The organism is Seonamhaeicola marinus (assembly GCF_008085455.1).
Genome location: NZ_VSDQ01000487.1, coordinates 1 through 609, shown reverse-complemented (window position 1 = coordinate 609; position 609 = coordinate 1). Strand labels below are relative to the sequence as shown.

Here is a 609-nt window from a genome sequence, read left to right as displayed (position 1 = left end):
CCACTTTTAAACGTTGATGCATTTTATGATGCTTTTGATATTAAAGAAGGCGACAAATTATACATAAAACCAGAAAACCGCGTTAAAATTTGGTAATAACCCATTACTTATACATCAAAAAAAATCGGCATTAAAAATGCCGATTTTTTTTTAGTTTTTACTTTCAGGTGTTTGCGTTTGGCTATTTAACACTTGCTTTTGCCTTAGCAATTCATTTTTAGTAATATTAATCATATTGAAGTTTGGCGCTTCTTTTAAAGCTTCATCTAAAACATCAACAGCTGCATCAATATTACTTTTTGGGTCTTTTGAGAAAATATTTATAGCATTTAAATATTTAAACGCCGTTTTTAAAGGTACTTCATAAGGTGTTTGGCTTTCAAAAAACGCTTTTTTTAAATCTTTTGAATTTGCTAAACCATAAATAATATGCTTTTCAGCTTCAGCATTATTTCTAATTTGAATGTTTAACTCTGCTAATTCATAAGCAATTACAGGGTTTTGATCTCTATTAAACATCTCTTCAAAAAAGGTTAATGCTAATTTAGGCTGTTTAAGTTCTTTTAGAGCTAAAGCCTTAACCTGAATGGCTATATCAGAATCGTTAGC

At 29.2% G+C, this 609-nt stretch carries 1 pseudogene; it reads right to left on the bottom strand.

What is annotated here, in order from left to right:
• Positions 1-150: 150 nt before the first annotated feature.
• Positions 151-609, bottom strand: a pseudogene (locus FUA24_RS25095) (hypothetical protein); the annotation flags it as partial.